At 72.7% G+C, this 17,834-nt stretch carries 23 protein-coding genes; 16 read left to right on the top strand and 7 right to left on the bottom strand.

Translation table 11 applies throughout. The features are described 5' to 3' along the window. Window positions 1-11: 11 nt before the first annotated feature. Window positions 12-1,613 (bottom strand): CYTH and CHAD domain-containing protein, encoded by a 1,602-nt coding sequence (locus tag IH61_RS0125925; RefSeq protein ID WP_031073960.1) that lies wholly within the window; start codon window positions 1,611-1,613, stop codon window positions 12-14. A gap of 239 nt (window positions 1,614-1,852) precedes the next feature. Here IH61_RS0125925 and ddaH point away from each other — a divergent pair, with 239 nt between their 5' ends. The 7 genes from ddaH to IH61_RS47150 all read left to right on the top strand — a co-directional run bounded on the left by ddaH (window position 1,853) and on the right by IH61_RS47150 (window position 5,953). Continuing rightward, window positions 1,853-2,695 carry a dimethylargininase gene (gene ddaH / locus IH61_RS0125920; protein WP_031073958.1) on the top strand — a complete coding sequence of 281 codons (843 nt, stop codon included), beginning with the start codon at window positions 1,853-1,855 and terminating at the stop codon, window positions 2,693-2,695. Then, window positions 2,692-3,744 carry an iron-containing redox enzyme family protein gene (locus tag IH61_RS0125915; RefSeq protein ID WP_031073955.1) on the top strand — a complete coding sequence of 351 codons (1,053 nt, stop codon included), beginning with the start codon at window positions 2,692-2,694 and terminating at the stop codon, window positions 3,742-3,744. The genes ddaH and IH61_RS0125915 overlap by 4 nt, the downstream gene beginning before the upstream one ends. Next, window positions 3,741-4,247: a flavin reductase family protein gene (locus IH61_RS41410; RefSeq protein WP_037973355.1), complete on the top strand. Its 507-nt coding sequence runs from the start codon at window positions 3,741-3,743 to the stop codon at window positions 4,245-4,247. The genes IH61_RS0125915 and IH61_RS41410 overlap by 4 nt, the downstream gene beginning before the upstream one ends. Then, complete coding sequence (locus IH61_RS0125905) at window positions 4,244-4,750, top strand: DUF6328 family protein (protein WP_031073952.1); 507 nt, start codon at window positions 4,244-4,246, stop codon at window positions 4,748-4,750. Before IH61_RS41410 ends, IH61_RS0125905 begins: the two co-directional genes overlap by 4 nt. A 27-nt stretch (window positions 4,751-4,777) precedes the next feature. Further along, complete coding sequence (locus tag IH61_RS0125900; protein ID WP_031073950.1) at window positions 4,778-5,431, top strand: HemK2/MTQ2 family protein methyltransferase; 654 nt, start codon at window positions 4,778-4,780, stop codon at window positions 5,429-5,431. Continuing rightward, entirely contained in the window at window positions 5,415-5,633 is a 219-nt protein-coding gene (locus IH61_RS0125895; protein ID WP_037973354.1) for a CDGSH iron-sulfur domain-containing protein, read from the top strand. The genes IH61_RS0125900 and IH61_RS0125895 overlap by 17 nt, the downstream gene beginning before the upstream one ends. Window positions 5,634-5,797: 164 nt before the next feature. After that, window positions 5,798-5,953 (top strand): hypothetical protein, encoded by a 156-nt coding sequence (locus IH61_RS47150; protein ID WP_158845291.1) that lies wholly within the window; start codon window positions 5,798-5,800, stop codon window positions 5,951-5,953. On the opposite strand, the gene IH61_RS0125885 is transcribed toward IH61_RS47150, so the two are convergent. After that, on the bottom strand, window positions 5,940-6,398 hold the full coding sequence (locus IH61_RS0125885; protein WP_031073945.1) for an SRPBCC family protein: 459 nt from the start codon (window positions 6,396-6,398) through the stop codon (window positions 5,940-5,942). The two genes, IH61_RS47150 and IH61_RS0125885, sit on opposite strands and share 14 nt — an antisense overlap. Before the next feature lie 174 nt (window positions 6,399-6,572). Between IH61_RS0125885 and IH61_RS0125880 the strand changes: the two genes are divergently transcribed. Both IH61_RS0125880 and IH61_RS44830 read left to right on the top strand, forming a co-directional pair. Beyond that, the gene (locus IH61_RS0125880; RefSeq protein ID WP_031073942.1) at window positions 6,573-7,529 is read left to right on the top strand and encodes a TIGR03557 family F420-dependent LLM class oxidoreductase; all 957 of its coding nucleotides are present in this window, start codon (window positions 6,573-6,575) and stop codon (window positions 7,527-7,529) included. 105 nt (window positions 7,530-7,634) lie between these two features. After that, window positions 7,635-7,808, top strand: a complete 174-nt coding sequence (locus IH61_RS44830) for a CsbD family protein (protein WP_031073941.1) — start codon at window positions 7,635-7,637, stop codon at window positions 7,806-7,808. Between the two features lie 6 nt (window positions 7,809-7,814). Here the strand turns inward: IH61_RS44830 and IH61_RS50370 are convergent, their stop codons facing one another. Together IH61_RS50370 and IH61_RS0125865 are read right to left on the bottom strand one after the other, a co-directional pair. Next, window positions 7,815-9,215, bottom strand: coding sequence for a SigB/SigF/SigG family RNA polymerase sigma factor (locus IH61_RS50370; RefSeq protein ID WP_420714000.1), 1,401 nt, complete (start codon window positions 9,213-9,215; stop codon window positions 7,815-7,817). An 80-nt stretch (window positions 9,216-9,295) separates the two neighbouring features. Further along, the gene (locus IH61_RS0125865; RefSeq protein WP_078911400.1) at window positions 9,296-9,670 is read right to left on the bottom strand and encodes a helix-turn-helix transcriptional regulator; all 375 of its coding nucleotides are present in this window, start codon (window positions 9,668-9,670) and stop codon (window positions 9,296-9,298) included. Between the two features lie 129 nt (window positions 9,671-9,799). Here IH61_RS0125865 and IH61_RS43190 point away from each other — a divergent pair, with 129 nt between their 5' ends. The 7 genes from IH61_RS43190 (at window position 9,800) to IH61_RS0125830 (ending at window position 14,565) form a co-directional block, all read left to right on the top strand. Further along, window positions 9,800-10,336 carry an STAS domain-containing protein gene (locus IH61_RS43190; protein ID WP_051837972.1) on the top strand — a complete coding sequence of 179 codons (537 nt, stop codon included), beginning with the start codon at window positions 9,800-9,802 and terminating at the stop codon, window positions 10,334-10,336. A 27-nt stretch (window positions 10,337-10,363) separates the two neighbouring features. Next, window positions 10,364-10,573 carry a hypothetical protein gene (locus IH61_RS0125855; RefSeq protein WP_031073933.1) on the top strand — a complete coding sequence of 70 codons (210 nt, stop codon included), beginning with the start codon at window positions 10,364-10,366 and terminating at the stop codon, window positions 10,571-10,573. Between the two features lie 115 nt (window positions 10,574-10,688). Continuing rightward, on the top strand, window positions 10,689-11,279 hold the full coding sequence (locus tag IH61_RS41405) for a TetR/AcrR family transcriptional regulator (protein WP_031073930.1): 591 nt from the start codon (window positions 10,689-10,691) through the stop codon (window positions 11,277-11,279). Window positions 11,280-11,404: 125 nt separating this feature from the next. Next, entirely contained in the window at window positions 11,405-12,340 is a 936-nt protein-coding gene (locus IH61_RS0125845; RefSeq protein WP_051837970.1) for an MBL fold metallo-hydrolase, read from the top strand. 66 nt (window positions 12,341-12,406) lie between these two features. Next, on the top strand, window positions 12,407-12,628 hold the full coding sequence (locus IH61_RS0125840) for a hypothetical protein (protein WP_031073927.1): 222 nt from the start codon (window positions 12,407-12,409) through the stop codon (window positions 12,626-12,628). Beyond that, window positions 12,615-14,021 (top strand): Asp-tRNA(Asn)/Glu-tRNA(Gln) amidotransferase GatCAB subunit A, encoded by a 1,407-nt coding sequence (locus IH61_RS0125835; RefSeq protein WP_031073925.1) that lies wholly within the window; start codon window positions 12,615-12,617, stop codon window positions 14,019-14,021. The genes IH61_RS0125840 and IH61_RS0125835 overlap by 14 nt, the downstream gene beginning before the upstream one ends. A 10-nt stretch (window positions 14,022-14,031) precedes the next feature. Next, entirely contained in the window at window positions 14,032-14,565 is a 534-nt protein-coding gene (locus tag IH61_RS0125830; RefSeq protein WP_031073917.1) for a DUF2165 domain-containing protein, read from the top strand. Here IH61_RS0125830 and IH61_RS0125825 read toward each other — a convergent pair. From IH61_RS0125825 to IH61_RS0125815, 3 genes are all read right to left on the bottom strand, one after another. Further along, complete coding sequence (locus tag IH61_RS0125825; protein ID WP_158845288.1) at window positions 14,546-15,439, bottom strand: hypothetical protein; 894 nt, start codon at window positions 15,437-15,439, stop codon at window positions 14,546-14,548. The genes IH61_RS0125830 and IH61_RS0125825 overlap by 20 nt on opposite strands. A 205-nt stretch (window positions 15,440-15,644) precedes the next feature. Then, window positions 15,645-17,171, bottom strand: a complete 1,527-nt coding sequence (locus tag IH61_RS0125820; RefSeq protein ID WP_031073913.1) for an alkaline phosphatase family protein — start codon at window positions 17,169-17,171, stop codon at window positions 15,645-15,647. 168 nt (window positions 17,172-17,339) lie between these two features. Beyond that, complete coding sequence (locus IH61_RS0125815) at window positions 17,340-17,834, bottom strand: hypothetical protein (RefSeq protein WP_037973353.1); 495 nt, start codon at window positions 17,832-17,834, stop codon at window positions 17,340-17,342.

Genomic DNA, 17,834 nt, shown 5'->3' with positions numbered 1-17,834 from the left:
CTCGGGCCGAATCAGGTCAGCTCGGCGAGCTTGCGCCGGCCTGCGCGTCGGCGTAGCCGGGGCAGTTGGCGGAGCGCGTCGGCGGCGGCGAGCCGCTGCCGCTCGTGAAGCACACCGAAGGCGAACGCATGCCGGTCCTCGGCGGTGCCTTCGGAGCCGAGCGTGATCAGTACCCGGCGGGCCACCACGCTGTCCTGATGGACGCCCAGGACCTTGTGCAGCTTCTTCGCCCGGTTCGCGAACTTGGCCAACCGTTTCGCGACGCGCCGAGGTGTGGCGGGCTGCGCGCACTGGGCCGTGTAGCGGGCGCGTTTGGCCGCCTTCCGGGCGCGGTGCAGAGCCTGGTCCCGCTGGGGACCCGGCTCGGTGCGCAGTGCCTTGTCGAGCCGCCGCAGGGTGCGCTTCTGCTCCCGCCGCAGGATGTCGCTCAGGTATCGGCGCGCGTCGCGGGCAGCGCGGTGGCGTAGCGGAGGGTGGGCCGCGAAGGCATCCAGGTCATCGAGCAGGGTGAAGTACTGCGGGCTGTCGAGTTCGGCGACCGCGTGCTCCCAGGCCCGCCGGTAGCCGCGGGTGTAGCGCTGGGTGATCTGGGCTCGCAACGCGCCTTGGCGCATCTGGGCCGGTACCGCGTCCAGCCCGTTCACCAGTTGTTCGGCGAGTACCTCCTGGTCGCGGGCTCGGCCGAGCAGCCTTCCGAGCCGGCGCAGCTGCGCCGCCAGCGGGCCGGTGCGGCGGCGGTCGAACAGTCGCCGGTGGGCCTTCAGCAGGCTCCGCAGCCGGCGCGCGGTGACCCGCATCTGGTGCACGGAGTCCTCCTGTCCGCCGCGCACGGCCGCATCCAGTGCCAGGAGCCTGGCGAGCTGGGCCCGGAAGCCCTCCATGACGATGTCGCCGGCCGTTCCGGCACCGTCGGCGGGCACGGGCCCGGGCGGCTGGGGTTCAGGCGGGCCGGCCCGGCCAAGTGCGCGGGCGAGTTTCGAGGGCCAGGAGGAGCGGACCAGGCCGGCTTCGGTGAACGCGGTGTCGGCCTGCTCGAGCAGCGCCCGCGTGCCGTGCTTCAGCTCGACCTCGAACTCGGTCCAGCCGCTGACCTCCGTCGTGGCTCCGCCCGCCCTGCCGGCCGGTGGCGCCGCAAGCCCGCCCGCCGGCGCGCCGGTCACCGCCGCCGGGTCGAGTATCCGGGCCGCCACCCGGTCCTCGGTGACCTCTGCGAGTATCTCTCCCGCATCGTCCAGCAGCAGCTGCCGGGCCCGGTCAGTGCGAAGGTGAGCGACCGGCAGCACGGCGGCACCCCGCGTGAAAGCCGCGATCCGGGTTGCGAGTGGGGTCGGCACGTCGTGCGGGCTGCTGCCGTCCGGCGGCAGGTGGACTTCCTGCCGCGAGTCGGCGTCGAGCGGCAGCTTGAGGTGCCAGCCCGGGTCGGTGCCGCCGCTTCGCCGCCGCAGGGTGATCCGTCGGCGCAGCAGGCGCAGGTCCGGCGTGTCGTAGTAGACGGCGTCGAGGTCCTGTGCTTCGGCGCGCTCAGTGGCCGCTACGCCTGGAAGGCCGTCGAGCCGCTCCGGCAGGCACGGGCCCTCGTACTTTCGTTCCGTCTCCGCGTGTTCCGTAGCCATGGTCCGCGCCTTCCCGCGCCGGGCGCAGGTCATGCCTCGGGCCGGCGGGCGCCGGTCTGCCGAGGTCGGTGGCTGCCGGGTGCGCAGCGGACCTCGGGGGCGCAGCGGACCTCGGGGGCGTGGATCTGTCCGAAGCGCTGCGGCGCCGGCCCCGAAACGTAGGCGCCTACGGGCTATTCGTTTCCCGTGCCGCTGGGCGGGCAGCCGCCGTTGGGGGATCCGATCGTCTGGAGCAGCCGATGACCACGACCACGCCGACCCGTACCGCTGTCCGTCGCCGTTACCTGCTCTGCCCGCCGACCTACTTCGCGGTGGAGTACTCCATCAACCCCTGGATGGACCCGTCCCGGCCGGTCGACGCTGTCGCGGCGCTCCGCCAGTGGGGTGCGCTCTGCGCCACCCTGCGCGAACTGGGCCACCGGGTGGAGACGCTTGCGCCGCGACCGCGGCTGCCCGACATGGTGTTCACCGCGAACGGGGCCGCGGTGGTGGGCGGGCGGGCGCTGATCGCGCGGTTCAGGCATCCGCAGCGGGCTCCGGAGTCCGGCTTCCATCAGGCATGGTTCAGCCGCGCGGGCTACCGGCCGACACGTGCCGGCCTGCCGAGTGAGGGCCAGGGCGACTTCCTGCCGGTCGGCGCCCGGATCCTGGCCGGCTCCGGGCCCCGGACCAGTGCGGCCGCCCACCGCGAGGCCGAGCAGGTACTGGGCCGGCCGGTGGTGAGCCTGGCCTTGACCGACCCGCGATTCTACCACTTGGACACCGCGCTGGCCGTACTGAGCGAGGACCAGATCATGTACTACCCGCCCGCGTTCTCGGCGCAGAGCAACCACGTTCTCCACTTGCTCTTTCCGCGGGCGATCCTCGCCACCGACGCGGACGCCGTCGCGCTGGGCCTGAACGCCGTCAGCGACGGCCTGCACGTCATCCTTCCCGAGGCTGCCCGGGCGCTCACGGCCCGGTTGCACGCCGAGGGGTTCAAGCCCCTGCCGCTCGACCTGCCCGAGCTGCTCAAGGCGGGCGGCGGCCCGAAGTGCTGCGCGCTGGAACTGCACCCGGCGGGCGGAGGCGAGCGACAGTGACCTCAGCCGCCTCCGCCGCCCGAACACGCGCCGACCAGGGCGCGCCCCCGCCACTGCCCGCGCCCCGAGGACCGGTCTGCGCCGCGCTCTTCGAGGCCCTGCGCACCCCGCCAGAGCCGGCGACACGCATCGCCGCGCCCCAGGCCGCGGGCCCGTGGGGGGAGGACCTCCAACTCGCCCTCTACGCCTGCTACGAGCTGCACTACCAGGGCTTCGCCGAGGCCGATCCCGGCTGGGAGTGGCACCCGGCCCTGCTGGCGGTAAGGGCCGAACTGGAACACGCCTTCCTCGCCGCTGTGCGCCACGAGGCCGGCAGCCCGCCGCCACTGCGCGAAGCCCTGGCCGGCCTGCTGGCGGCGGAACCCGCCGAGGGCACCGGCCCCTCGCACCACCTGCTGGAGCACGGGCACCGCTGGCAGGCCCGCGAGTACCTGGTGCACCGCTCGCTCTACCACCTCAAGGAGGCCGATCCCCAGATGTGGGTGGTGCCGCGCCTGCCCCACCCCGCCAAGGCGGCCCTGGTCACCGTCCAGTACGACGAGTACGGCGGCGGCCGGCCGGAGCGGGCCCACGCGACGCTCTTCGCCGAGATGATGGCGGACCTCGACCTCGACCCCGGCTACGGGCACTACCTCGACGCCGTCCCCGCTCCCGCCCTCGCGGTGGTCAACCTGATGTCGCTCTTCGGACTGCACCGTGCCCTGCGCGGCGCGCTGGTCGGCCAGTTCGCCGCCGTGGAGATCACCTCCCCGCCCGGGGCCGCCCGCCTGGCCCGGGCACTGGAGAAACTGGGCGCCTCGCCAACCGGCACCCTGTTCTACCGCGAGCACGTCCTGGCCGACGCCGTCCACGAGCAGCTGGTCCGGCATACGGTCATCGAGCCCCTCACCGAAGCGGATCCGAGCCTGGCCGCCGACGTCGCCTTCGGCATCGCGGCCACCGGCGCGGTGGAGGCCAGGCTGAGCGACCACCTGCTGCGCGCCTGGCACGACGACCGCAGCTCGCTGCGCAGACCGCTGGCCGACGCCCCGGGAGGCGGGCCGCGATGAATGCCTTCGACTCCTTCACCGAACTGCTCGACTACCCGGTGTACGTGGTCACGGCAGCGTCGGAGGGCCGGCGGGCCGGATGCCTGGTCGGCTTCGCCGGCCAGTGCTCGATCACGCCGCCGCGCTTCGTCGTCTGGCTCTCCAAGGCCAACCGCACCTACCGGGTGGCGGCCGCCAGCGACCTGCTGGCCGTCCACCTGCTGCCGCGCCGCCACGAGCTGGCCGAGCTGTTCGGCGGACACAGCGGCGACCGCACGGACAAGTTCGCCTCCGTCGCATGGACACCGGGCCCCGGCGGAGTGCCGATCCTCACCGACGCCCCCGCCTGGTTCACCGGGCGCGTCCACGCCCGCACGGACGGCGGCGACCACGTCGGCTTCCTGCTCGACCCGCAGAGCGCCGGCCGCCGCCCGGGCGCCCACGAGCCCACCGATGTCCTCTCCTACCAGGACGTCGCGGACATCCAGGCCGGACACCCGGCGGGCGAAGGGAGCGGGCGGTGACCGGGGCCAAGGACTCCGCACGACCACGCGACGAGACACCCGAAGAGCGGGCGGATCGGCTGTGGAACGAGATGCTCCAGGAGGTGCGAGTCTGCCAGACCGGCGCGCAGATCCTGTTCGGGTTCCTGATCAGCGTCGCCTTCACCCCGCGCTTCGCCGCGCTGGCCTCCTTCGACAAGGATCTCTACCTCGCCACCGTGGTCCTGGGCGCCGTCGCCACCGGCACACTGGTCGCCCCGGTGGCCTTCCATCGGCTGCTGGCCGGCCGCGGCATGAAACCCGAGCTCGTCAAGGTGGCGGGCCACCTGATCAGCACCGGCCTGGTACTGCTGGCACTGACCATCGCGGGCGCGCTGCTGCTCCTGCTGCGCACGGCCAGCGCCGACCCACCGGCAGCCTGGGCGCTCACCGCGGCGGTCGTCACCTGGTTCGCGCTCTGCTGGCTGGTGCTGCCCGGGCTGGTGCTCCGTCGTGCCGAGAAGCGCCGCCGGCGGCACGGTTGAACCGAGCAAACGGGGCACAAGCGTTGCATGTTGCTGCTGAGACCACCCGGTGTGTACCCCGCCCAGGGAGACACCGCCCTACTCATCGAAGCGCTGCGCCGCGAGCCCGGCACCACCGGCGCCCGGCTGCTCGACCTCGGAACCGGAAGCGGGGCCGTCGCACTGGCCGGCGCGGAACTGGGCGCCACAGTCACCGCCGTCGACCTGTCCCGCCTCGCCCTGGCAACCACCTGGGTCAACGCCCACCTGCGCCGCCTGCGGGTCCGGCTGCGCCAAGGCGACCTGACCGCGCCGGTGGCCGGTAGGCGTTTCGACTTCATCGTCTCCAACCCGCCCTACGTGCCCACCCGCCGGGACCGCCCACCACAGCACGGGATCGGCCGGGCCTGGGACGCGGGCCCGGACGGGCGCCTTCTGCTGGACCGGCTCTGCCACCAGACACCCCGGCTGCTCGCACCGGGCGGAGTGCTGCTGATCGTCCAGTCCTCCCTGGCGGCGCCGGCCGCCACCATCACCGCTCTCCACCGCGCCGGACTCGCCACCAGCGTGGTTGCCGCCCGCACCCAGCCGTTCGGGCCCGTCATGACGGGCCGGGCGCCCTGGTTCGAGGAGCGCGGACTGGTCGCCCCGGGCGAGCGCGAGGAGACGCTGGTGGTGATCCGCGGTGCCCGACCGCGCTGAACCCCCGCCACCTCGCCTGCGGCTGACGGGCAGCGGCCCGATTCTCGTGGACGGGCCGGTGGAGATCGTTCTCCCCGACGGCCGGAGCATCCGCAGCGACCGCCCGGTCGTCGCGCTCTGCACCTGCCGCCGCAGCCGCCACTACCCGTTCTGCGACACCAGCCACCGCCGCACCGCGCGGCGGAATCAGGCCGAAGGGTGACACTCCCCGCCTCTCGCCGGCGGGACCGGGCCTCACCCGACACGATGTCGAAGAACCCGCTGTGCCCGGGCCGGCCGTTTGCCTTCCAGGTGGGCGGAAACACGCGCCCTGACGGCGCTCGGCAACCCACGCACCAGCGCCAACGTCAGAACACGGAGGTAGCGATGCCCCGTACCACCGGAGCACTGCGCTTCGGCGTGGAGGAGGAGTTCCTCCTGGTCGACCCCGATCAGCGCACGACGCACCTGGCAGGACACCGTTCCTACCCCGGCAGCGCTCCCAAGCTCTTCGGTGCGAGTGCCGGGGTCAGGCGGGCGTGATCCGTCCCCGCCAACCTCCGCTTTCCGTGCCCTGGCCCTCGATGAATGACTTGAAGCGTCGCAGGTCGCCCTTGACGCGTCGGTCCACCACTCCCATGACGTCCGCAGCCTTCTCGGCCGCGCCTTCGGGTGTGAAGTCCATAGCCAGGCGAACGGTGGTGTGCTGGTCATCCAAGCGCTCGAACGTCACCACACCCATCTGCTGAACGTCACCGCCGACGGTGCGCCAGGCGATCTTCTCATCGGGCAGCTGATCGACGATCTCGGTGTCGAACTCCCGGGTCACCCCGGCGACGCTGGACTTCCAGTGGTTGTGCCGCTCGTCGAGCTGGGTGACCTCCTCGACGCCTTCCATGAAGCGGGGGAAGTCCTCGAACTGCGTCCACTGGTTGTAGGCGGTGTGCAGTGGCACCGCCACCTCGACGGATTCCTGCACCATGCTCATAGCTGCTCCTTCATCGCTCGCGTTGTGGCGTCCGCTCGTGCGTGTGCCCCGGCGGACCGAGGGCTAACGCCAGGCTGCGGGGAGCTTCGGCCTACCGTGGTGCTCCGGCGCCGTCCGGGGTACCCGCCCCTGTGGAGGAAGGGGGGCGACCTGCCTGGAAAGGAGCGGGATCCGATGACCGAGTACGGCTACTTCCTGTCGTGTGAGGAGTTCACCCCGGCCGAGCTGATCGAGCAGGCCCGGCGGGCGCAGCAGGCCGGGTTCACCAGGTTGGCGATCTCCGATCACTTTCATCCGTGGAACGACGCGCAGGGCAACAGCGCGTTCGTGTGGTCGATGATCGGTGCGCTGTCACAGGCCGTCGCCCTGCCGGTCACCACGCTGGTGACCTGTCCGACCGTGCGGCTGCACCCGGCGGTCACCGCGCAGGCCGCCGCCACCTCCAGCGTCCTTCTCGGTGGCCGGTTCGCCCTGGGCGTCGGCACCGGGGAAGCCCTGAACGAGCACATCCACGGCGACCGGTGGCCCTCCTTCGAGGTTCGCGCCGAGATGCTGCAGGAGGCGGTCGAGGTGATGCGGGAGCTGTTCACCGGTCGGCAGATCAGCCACCGCGGCCGGCACTACACCGTCGACAACGCCCGCCTCTACACCGTGCCTGACGGTCCGTTGCCGATTCTCGTGTCGGGTTTCGGGGCGAAGGCCGCCGAGCTGGCCGGCCGCATCGGCGACGGGTTCGTGACCATGAGCCCGGACGCTGACCTGGTGGGCGCGTTCCGCGACGGCGCAGGTGCGGGCAAGCCCGTGGTGGGAGGAGTGAAGGTGTGCTGGAGCAGCAACCGGGACAAGGCCGTCGACGTGGTGCACAGGCTGTGGCCGACCGAGCTGCTACCCGGTGAGCTCGCCCAGCTCCTGCCGACCCCGGCGCATTTCGAGCAGGCCAGTGAGCTGGTCACCCGCGACATGGTCGCGGACGCCGTCACCTGCGGCGACGAGGTGGAGGAGCACGTGGAGACGGTGCGCGCCTACGCACGAGCCGGCTTCGACGAGGTGTACGTCGGCCAGGTCGGCCCCGACCAGGAGGTCTTCTTCGATGCCTACCGCGAGCTGGTCCTGCCCGCCCTGCACCACTGACCTGCAGTCCCGCGCAAATCGGGAGTTGGAACGGCGCGGACAGGGCAGGCGCAGCCGCGAGGCGGGAACGGCCCCCGCCGGACGGACGGACGGAAGGTGGTTGTGATGGGCACCGAGGACAAGTTGCGCAACGCGGCGGACAAGGCCAAGGGCAAGGTGAAGGAGGCCGCCGGCAAGGTCACGGGCGACAGGACCATGGAAGCGAAGGGCAAGGGCACACAGGTCAAGAGCGACCTGAAGCAGGCCGGCGAGAAGGTCAAGGACGCGACCGAGCACTGACACGGCTCAACTGGGCGGTAGGCGCCGCGGAGCGCCGGGCTGCGGGCCGCACTGCGGGTCTTCGCCGGAGCGGGACCGACCCCGCGTGAACGTCCCGGCAGGCCGGAGACCAGCGGGGAGGGCGAGGAGCCGGAGATCCGCGACCCCGGTAGACGCCTGCCGTGGCCGATGACACTGGTGCCAGGGGTCCTCCTGCTGGCGAGCCTGGCCGTGGGCGTGCTGCTTCCGAGCCGGCAGCTCCTCCTGCCGGCTCGAGGCGTGACCACAGTCCGCCGAGGTCATGCTCGACATGCGGCCGGCGGTCGGCGGCCTGGCCGTGCCCGAGGTCCTGCTCCTTCGGGCGGGCGGTCCCCGAGTCCGGGCCGCACACACGTCCTCGGCGGTCACGCAGCGCGGCGCGGTCAGCCGTTGCTCGCCCGCCCGGTCGATGGACCGCGGGCTCAGGAGCGTGAGATGGGCATCGTCGTCAGCAGCGCGACCAGTAGCTTCCGGGCCGCGACGGCCAGCAGCTGCGTCGGCCCGGGGTGGTCGGTGTGAGCGGACGGGGTCGGCTCTGGGTACGGCGGGCTTACCTCCGCCGGGCGGCCGGCGAGCTGGGCACCCGGTTGGAGTGATCGGCGGCGGTTCGCTGTCGTCGGTGCTGTCCTCTCCGGTGAGGCCGGCCCGCAGGTCTTCGAGGCAACGGGCGAGTAGGCGGGAGACCTGCATCTGGGAGATGCCGAGCCGGTGCCCGATCTCGGCCTGGGTGAGGCCCTCGGTGAACCGCAGAGCAAGGATCCTGCGCTCGCGCTCCGGGAGCGCGGCGATCAGCGGCTTGAGGGACTGTACGTCCTCCACAGTTGCCAGTGCCGGATCGCAGGAACCCAGACGGCCTTCAAGTGCCCCCTCGGTGGCGCCGTCCGAGAAGGGCGCATCCAGTGACAGCGTGGTCCGCGCCTGCGCCGCCTCAATCGCCTCGGCCACTTCGGTCGGCGCCAGCGAGAGGCGTTCGGAGAGTTCGCCCACGGTGGGTGCCCGCCCCAGCTCCTGCTCCAGCTCGTCGCAGCCTCTGGCGACCGTGAGTCGCGCTTCCTGCAGGCGCCGGGGGACGTGGACCGGCCAGGTGGTGTCGCGGAAGAACCGCCGGATCTCGCCGATGACGGTCGGCAGGGCGAACGTCGCGAACTCCACGCCTCGATCCGGGTCGAACCGGTCGATGGCCTTGATCAGACCTACGGTCCCGGCCTGCACGATGTCGTCCATCGACTCATGGCTCCCGCGGAAGCGGCGGGCCGCGAACCTGACCAGCGACACGTTGAGCTCGATCAGCGTGCCCCGCACGTAGGAGTGCGCCGCGCTGCCCTGCTCCAGCTGCCGCAGGCGCCGCAGCAGCGCCCTGGACAGCTCGCGCGCGTCGTCGGTGCTCACGGCGAGCGGGTGGTCGATCACCGGAAGTTCGGCCGACCGCGCCGAGGCCGTGGGTGGTGGTGCGAAGTCTGCCCCTGAGGTCATGGTTCGTTCACGCTCCGTGTTCCACCCTCGTCGGTGCCGGCCGGTTCGGCGGAGGGATCGAGGTTGTCGGGGTCGGGCTCCTCCGTGAGTAGGGCGAGCAGGGCGCCGATGGTGTGGCGCGCCTCGGCAGGATGGCGAAGCATGCCCTCGGACGCGATCTCGTAGCGGTTGCGTCGTCCTTCACGAGACCGCTTCAGATAACCCCCGGTCTCCAAGTCGGCGACGATGGCCTGCACCGCGCGTTCGGTCAGCTGACAGGCTTCGGCGACATCGCGCAGCCGCATCCCCGGGTCGCGGGCGAGCAGGTGCAGCACACGGGCGTGGCTGGTCAGGAACGTCCACTTGGTCCGAGTGTCAGGCTTCGCTTCCATGCCTCCATCATACGAAAAGTAATTCGCGCTTTTCAATGGGCGCAATTTTATTCGCGTATCTATTGACAGGTCATTGGGCCAGTCAGATGATCTGGTTGAAGATCCGTCTCGGCGGGAGGGAGAACGGCCATGTCACACCGCCGCGCCCCGCACAGCTTCAGGCCACACCTCTCCGTGTCGGCCAACACGGTGCCCACGGCGATCCTCGACTCAGAGCTCGTCATCACCGTCCGGCTCACTCCTCCCCACGTGGTCACGGTCACCGTCGCCGGCGAGATCGACCACTGCAATGCGGACCGCGTCGAACGGGCACTGGAGAACGCCGTCACCGAGCACGGCACGACGGTCGAGGTCGACCTCAGCGCCGTCACGTTCTGCGACTGCGGCGGCTTGAACGCCCTGTTGAGGGCACGACAACATGCCATGGCGGCGGGTCGGCGCCTGCGGGTCCGAGCCGCCAGTCGGCAAGTGGTTCGGCTGTGCGAGCTCACCGACACTCGCGCACTCCTCGCCGACTCGATCTCCCCGGACGACCCGCGAGCCTCTGGTAGCCCGAGCCCCGCCACGCGCACTCGCAGTGGAGGCTCGCTCGAGTTTCGCCAGCTCTCCGCGTTGGCTCAAGGTCGCCATGTGTGGAACACCTGCTTCAAACGCAACCGACCTTGACCCGACCCGCCGTCCACGCTGAGCGCCTTGCAGATCGTCGGCGAGGTTCCCGTCGGCGAGGCTCCAAAGTGCATCGGCGACACCTTCGCCACCGTCGAGGCCACCCTCGCCCTCGCCACCATCGCCGCTCAGTGGCGGCTGGAACACCCACCCGGCCGCCCGGCGCTGCGCCCCCTTCTCGGCGCCTCCCTCGGCGCCGGCCGCCTGCCCAGGCGCGCCACCCCGCGCCGCGGCTGACGGCTCCCGCAGCCTCCCGGCGGTCGTGCGGCGGCCTCCCGGCACTCCTACGTCCCGCCGGCTCGGCAAGCCGCGCGTCCGGCCGTACGCAAATCCTTCGCGTTAAGCTGGCGGCATGACTCCCCGAGCCGCCACACGCCCCGGCGGGCGCAGCGCCCGCGTCCAGCAGTCCGTGCACCAGGCCGTCCGCGAACTGGAGGCGGAGGTGGGGCGGGAGGTGCTCACCGTGCCGATGATCGCCGCCCGCGCGGGGGTGACGCCCTCGACCGTGTACCGGCGCTGGGGGGACCTGCGGGAGCTGCTGTCGGACGTGGCCGTGGAGCGGCTGCGCCCGGACGCTCCGCCGGCCGACCACGGCAGCCTGCGGGCGGACCTCGAGGCGTGGGCCGAGCAGTTCGCCGAGGAGATGGACTCCACGGCAGGGCGCACCTACCTGCGCGACGCCCTGCTGGGCGACCCCGAGCAGGGCAACGCGGCGCGCTGCTCCGACTACGCCGCCGAGCAGTTGAAGGCCGTCGGGGTGCGCGCGGCCGGGCGGGGGGAGGCGGTGCCGGACGTGGAGACCCTTTTGGACACCCTGGTCGCCCCGCTGGTGTACCGGATCCTGTTCCGCTCCTCGGAGCTGTCCCGGGCCTACACCGACCACCTGGTCGCGGCGGCGCTGGGCGGTACCGTGCCGCCCCCGTGGTCCACCCCGGGAGCCTAAAAGCAAAGCGTTTGCGTTACGGGTGCCCGACTGCCTAGAGTACTTAACGCAAAGCGTTCGCTTTAAGACTCGAGGTGCCCGGCTGGTCGACCCGCACCGGCCCGTACCGCCGAAAGGATCCTCCGATGAGCACCGCCACCCCCCGCCCGGCCGCCCCCGCCACCACCGCGACCTGGCACCTCGGCGACATCGCCGTCCACCGCGTCGACGAGATCGAACTGCCCCGCCGGACCGGCCCCTGGCTGCTCCCGGACGCCACCAAGGAGGTCCTCGACCAGGCGCCGTGGCTGCGCCCCGACTTCGCCGACGCCGAGGTCCCGCGCCTGGCCAGCCACAGCTTCGCGGTGGAGGCCGGCGGACTGCGGATCCTCGTGGACACCGGCATCGGCAACGCCAAGCCGCGCGCCAACCCGGCCTGGAACGGCCTGGACACCGACTTCATGGCGCGCCTGGCGGCGGCCGGCTTCCCGCCCGAGTCCGTCGACCTGGTGATCACCACCCACCTGCACACCGACCACGTCGGCTGGAACACCCGCCTGGACGGACGGGACTGGGTCCCCGCCTTCCCCAACGCCCGCTACCTCACCAGCCGCACCGAATGGGACCACTGGGCCGCCGTCGACCTGGACGAGGCCCGCACCCAGATGTTCCGCGACTCCGTCCACCCCGTGCGCGACGCCGGGCTGTACGACACCGTCGCCGTCCCCGAGCAGGGGCACGAGGTGGCTCCCGGCGTCCGACTGGTCCCCGCCCCCGGCCACACCCCGGGCCAGGTCGCCGTCGAACTGTGCGGCAGCGACCGCCGGGCCGTGATCACCGGCGACAGCATCCACCACCCCGTCCAGCTGTCCCACCCCCACGTGCACAGCTGCGTCGACGCCGACTCCGCCCAGGCCGTCCGCACCCGTGCCGGCCTGCTCGACGGCCTGGCCGACACCGACGCGCTGCTCCTGGGCACCCACTTCCCGCACCCCACCGCCGGCACCGTCCGCCGCGAGGACGGCCGCTACCGGCTGCTCGCCGAACCGGGCACCCAGCAGCCCACCACCGCCGGGGCCTGACCGCCGTCGCCTCCCGTCCCCTCGCGTCCGCTCGCGTCGCCGGAGAACCCGAGAAGGAGCACCCCCGTGCCCGACACCGCACCCACCCCTGCACCCACCCCGACGGAGACGGCCCGCTGGGCCGCCCGCGCCGGCCTGACCCTGCCCGCCGAACGCCACGCCGCGGTCGCCGCCGTCGCCGCGCACATCCACGGCGTCGTCTCGGTCCTGCGCGAGCTGGACTTCGCGGACGTCCCGCCCGCCACCACCTACCGAGCCGTGCAGGAGCAGCCCGATGCAGCCGTATGAACTGACCCTCGCCGCCGCCGCGGAGGAGATCCGCGCCCGCCGGCTGTCACCCGTCGAACTGGTCGACTCCGTCCTGGCGCGCATCGAGCGGACCGAGCCCCACCTGGGCGCCTACGTCACCGTCACCGCCGAGCGGGCCCGCCTCGCCGCCCGCAACGCCGAGCACGAGGTGGCGCACGGCCGCCACCGCGGCCCGCTCCACGGCGTCCCGATGGCCCTCAAGGACCTGATCGACGTCAACGGCCTCCCCACCACGGCCAGTTCCCGGGTCCGCACCGGCCACCGGGCGAACGCCGACAGCACCGTCGCCGCCCGCCTGGACGCCGCCGGGGCGATCCTGCTCGGCAAAACCCACACCCACGAGTTCGCCTTCGGCCTCACCACCCCGCAGACCCGCAACGCCTGGGACCAGGACCGGGTCGCCGGCGGCTCCAGCGGCGGTTCCGCCGTCGCCGTCGCCGCCGGCGCCGCCACCTTCGCCCTGGGCACCGACACCGGCGGCTCGATCCGGGTGCCCGCCGCCCTCAACGGGGTCGTCGGCCTCAAGCCCACCTACGGCCTCGTCCCCCGACACGGCGTCACCCCGCTGTCCTGGTCGCTGGACCACGTCGGCCCGATCACCCGCACCGTCCAGGACGCCGCCCTGGTCCTGACCGTCCTGGCCGGACCCGACCCGCGCGACCCCGCCTCGCTGCCCGCCCCCGCCGCCGCCCCGCACTACCGCCCCGGTCCCGGAACCGACCTCACCGGGCTGCGCGTCGGCGTGCCGCGCACCCACTACTTCGACCGCGTCCACCCGCACGTGGAGAGCGCCGTCCGGCGCGCCCTCGGGCAGCTCGAAGCCCTCGGCGCCCGGCTCGTCGACGTCGACATCCCGATGACCCGCTACCTCCAGGCCACCCAGTGGGGCCTGATGGTCCCCGAGGCCGCCGCCTACCACGAGCACACCCTGCGCACCGCCCCCGAGCTCTACCAGGACGACGTCCGCATCCTGCTGGAAGCCGGCCAGCTGATGAGCGCCGGCGACCACCTGCGCGCCCAGCGCTCCCGCGCCCTGATCCGCGCCGCCTGGGAGAGCCTGCTCCAGGACGTCGACCTGATCGCCGCCCCGACCGTCCCGGTCACCGCCGCCCCCGCCGACCGGCCCGCCCTCACCTGGCCGGACGGCACCGAGGAGAGCGTCTCCGACGCCTACGTCCGGCTCAACGCCCCCGCCAACATCACCGGACTGCCCGCCCTCACCGTCCCGGCCGGCCAGGACCCCGACGGCCTGCCCATCGGCCTGCAACTCCTCGCCCGCCCCCTCGCCGAAGCCACCCTGCTGCGGGTCGGCCACGCCTACGAGCAGACCCGGCCCGCCCTTCCCCAGTTGCCGACTCCCCTTCACAGCTAACCTCTTCACCATGCCGAACACCCGCGAACGCCTCCTCGCCCTAGGCTCGCCGAGGGCGGCCGCAGCCGTCCTCACCGGAGTGAACGCGCTCTACCTGCTGCTCGTGGTCCTCGGGAACGTCACCGACTACGGCACCAACCAGAAATTCGTCCAGCACGTCCTCGCGATGGACACCACCTTCCGCGACCCGGACCTGATGTGGCGCGCCGTCACCTCCCCGGGCCTGCAGAACGCGGCCTACCTCGCCGTCATCGCCTGGGAGGCGCTGAGCGCCCTGGCCCTCACCGCCGCCACCCTCGCCTGGTGGATGCGCCCCCACCTGGCCCGCCGGCTCAGCACCCTCGGCCTGCTGTTGGTGCTGCTGCTCTTCGGCGCGGGCTTCATCGGCATCGGCGGCGAGTGGTTCGCGATGTGGCAGTCCAAGAGCTGGAACGGCCTGGACGCGGCGATCCGCAACGTCACCCTGGCCGGCCTGGCGCTGGTCGTGGTCAACCTGCCGCACCGCCCGCAGGCCGACCCCCGGGTCAGTGCCCCAGGCCCTTGAACCCGGCGAGCAGCTCCTTCAGGGCCCGTTGCGCGGCCGGGTACGCCTCCTCGACGGCCGCGACGGCGGGCGCCGAGCCCGGCGGCGGGTAGTTGCGGCCGACCACGGCCACCTCGACCAGGATCCGGCCGTTGGTGCCGTAGAACACCGCCTCGCCGTAGTCCACGGACCCCGGGCCGGGCGTGGCGGAGGCCGTCAGGGAGCCGTCGGGGGCGAGTTTCCCGTTCGGCCCGATGGTCCAGTTCGGCCCCTTCGGAGGGGCCGTGGCACCGGCGGCGGCGAGCGCCGACGCGCTGACCACGGCCACCCCCGGGCCGTCCGTCCCGGTGGTGGTCCACGCGGTGGTCACCACCTGCGCGGAGGCCCGCGAGGAGGAGTCCGCGGCCGTCACCGTGCGCGGCCCGCAGCCCCGGCCCGCGGCCCGCAGGTCCGCCAGCACCTTGGTGGTGTCCGCGCCGGGCGGGAGCACGTACACGCTCGCCCACAGCCCGTCCGACTCCGCCGGGACCCGCAACTCGTAGAGCGCCGCCGGCACGGGCACCGTCGGGGTCCCGATCCGGACCCTGTCGTCGACCCGCACCCCGGACTTCGGCTGCTCCACCCGGCACGGGGACAGGGCCAGCGGCTTCCCCGGCCCGGGGCGGAGCACCTCCCCGCCGTGCAGCCCCGCCGTGCCGGGCACGTAGACCGACTCGACGATCTGCCGGATGTGCGCGGACCCGAACTCGGTACCCTCGACGTCGGCCACCGCGGTGGCCTCGACGGTGCCCGTGCCCGTGGCCGGGCCCGCCGACGGGGCACTCCCGCCCGAGCAGCCGGCCAGTGCCAGGCCGGTGAGCCCCAGGACCGTTGCCGCCCAAAGGCGTTCAGCCATCCGCATGACCGCACGCTACCCCCGCGGCCCACCCGCCGTCCGGCCAACGGCCAACCCGGCCGTCAGTCGCCGGCCGGGCGGCGCCGCAACGCCGGTGGGCGAATGACGCAACGCCGGTGGGCGGATGACGCGGACGACGCCATCCGCCCACCGGGTGTTTCGGCCCGTTCGCCACAGGGTGACGCGCCGGGGCCGGGCGGCGCGGCTACCGCCAGGCGTCGTTGACGGGGGCCGCGTAACGGTCGTTGTTGGTCAGCGGGTTGAGGCCGAGGGCCTGGTCGACGGTGCGCAGGATGCCGTAGTGGTCGACGCGGCCGTTGCTCTGGTAGCCGGTCTTCACGGTGTTCTGCGAGCCGATGAGGATGGTGGGGATGTGGTTGGGGTAGCCGGGGCCGAACGCCTTCACCGCGTCCTCGTCGAAGGTGACGATCAGCAGGGAGCGCTGGGTGGTCCAGGCCGGCGAGTTGAAGATGGTGGGCAGGGTGTTCCTGAGCCAGGTGTCGCCGGCGGTGATGCCGCAGCCCTCCATGTCGTCGCAGCCGTCGGCGGCGAACCAGACGAAGTTCGGCGTGGTGGCGGTGGACGCGAGGTCGGTGGTCATCGCGCCGAGCGGCTGCCAGTGCGCGGCGCAGCGGGCCGGGTCGGCCTTGATGTCCTTGAAGTAGTAGAAGGGCACGTCGTCGGGGTAGTAGGAGCCGTGGCCGGCGGTGTCGCAGTTGCCGTTCTGGTTCTCGACGTACGTCTTCCAGGTCTTACCGGCGTCCTCGACGCGGGTGCCGAGGTGGGGCGCGTCGATGGTGGTGGTGAGGATGGAGTTGTCGGTGAGGCCGTAGAGGCCGCCGGCGGCGAGGGCGACGTAGTTGGGGTCGCTGGGGTGGGTGATGCCGTAGGACTGGGTGAGCAGGGTGTTGGCCGAGGCGAGCTGGTTGAGGTAGGGCGCCTTGGCCTTGTTGCCGATGATGTCGCCGTAGTTCGCGTTCTCCATCATGACGACGAAGACGTGGTCGTAGCCGGGCACGCTGGAGGCGGGTGCGGTCAGGACCGGGGCGGGGACGGCGGTGGAGACGGTGAAGGAGAGGTCGTCGGCGTAGCCGTCGATGACGCCGCCGGCCGCCCAGGTGAAGGCCAGGGTGAGCTTGACGGTGCGGGTGCCGGCGGGGAGGGTGCCGGTGGCGGTGCGCTGGAGGAGCTCGGTGGTGTTGGCGCGGTCGGTGTTGGTGACCGGGCCGATCTGGGTGCTGCCGAGGGTGGTGCCGGTGGCGCCCTGGAAGGTGGCGGTGAGCGCGACCCGGTCGTTCTGGGAGGCGTAACCGCCCAGCCAGCCCGACAGGTTGTAGCCGGTGGTGCCGGTGTCGATCGCGGCGGCGGCCGAGGAGAGGTCGACGGTCTGGGTGAGCGAGGAGTTGCCCGTGCCGCCGCCGGTGAGGAACGCCTTGCCGCGCGTGGGTGAGCCCGGGGTACTGACGCTCGGGTAGCCGCCGGGGGCGCCGTAGCAGACGACGCTGGGCTCGCCGCTCGCGATCTGCCAGCCCGGCACGGTCATGCCGTCCTGCCCGGTGGAGGAGCACTGGGCGACCGACTCGCCGTCGCCGTCGACGATCAGGTTGCCGCTCTGCACCGCGGCGGTCGCGGCGCCGACGGGCCCGGCGAGAGCGGGCGAGGTGGCTGCGAGCAGGAGCGCGGCGCTCGCCGTGGTGACCGCGAGACGGCGGGCGGTGGTGGGCCTGTTCATCCGAACCGGTCCTTCCGGGGGACGGGCCGTGGCCGTGGGGCGGCCGCGACCGGCGGGGGCCCGCGACAGGGTGGAGCACGGGCCGCCCGGTACCTTCCCGGCGTCCGGTGGACGGCTGGTGTCGAATCAGGGGGCCGTCGATGAAGTTCCGGAAAGATGTATGGCCAACTATGAACTGCCCGGTGCCCGCCGTTCCCCGGTGGCGCGGGCGGCCCGCCTGACGCGACGGAGCTTGACGGCGAAGGCCAGGGCGGAGGCGGCGAAGAGCACGGCGGTGATGGCCAGCCACCGGCCGAGGTAGACGCCTTCGGGCAGTCCTGCGGCATCGGGGTAGGGGGCCGACAGGTCGAGGATGAGCGGGAACCAGACGAGCAGCAGCACGCCGGCGAGGAAGGCGGGCACGCGAAGGTAGTTGATCCACGGCACCTGCGGGACGCGGGTCGCGCGGTGCCGCAGGACGGCCTGTGTCGACAGGTCGGCGAGCGAGTACAGGGGCAGCAGGATCAGGTCGTGGAGGACCGCCGCACCGACGAACCAGATCGCGACCTCGAGCGGTCGGACGGCGAACAGGCGCACCAGGGCGTAGCCGGTGACGGCGAACGAGGCGATCAGGACGAGCAGGTGGAGGGGGCTGGAACCGTACCAGCGGACGAGGCGCGTCAC

Origin of the sequence: Streptomyces sp. NRRL WC-3742, assembly GCF_000720635.1 — a bacterium.
In the GTDB taxonomy this organism is placed as follows: domain Bacteria; phylum Actinomycetota; class Actinomycetes; order Streptomycetales; family Streptomycetaceae; genus Kitasatospora.
Note: the sequence above shows the minus strand (reverse complement) of the source record. Positions and strands in the feature narration are given on the sequence as shown.